This is a genomic window from Bradyrhizobium sp. MI1.7, from assembly GCF_055811795.1.
Genome location: NZ_JBVVPO010000287.1, coordinates 1 through 284 on the forward strand (window position 1 = coordinate 1; position 284 = coordinate 284).

General features: G+C 58.8%; 1 protein-coding gene. It reads left to right on the top strand.

What is annotated here, in order from left to right:
* The coding region (locus tag AC0L3X_RS47545; RefSeq protein ID WP_473317672.1) for an IS110 family transposase at positions 1-284 on the top strand (284 nt) is incomplete at both ends.

Genomic DNA, 284 nt, shown 5'->3' on the forward strand with positions numbered 1-284 from the left:
TTCCAGCTTGCTTGGTAGGTATGGAGGCCTGTGCGAGTGCCCATCACTGGGCGCGCGAGATAGCGGCGCTGGGCCACTCTGTCCGCATGATGCCGCCAGCCTACGTGAAGCCTTACGTCAAACGTAATAAGACCGACGTGGCGGATGCTGAAGCCATTTGTGAGGCGGTCACCCGCCCGACAATGCGGCTCGTACCGGTGAAGACTGCCGAACAACAAGCAGCCAGCATGATTTTGCGAACGCGAGAGATGCTAATGAGGCAGCGCAGCCAGACTGCAAATGCT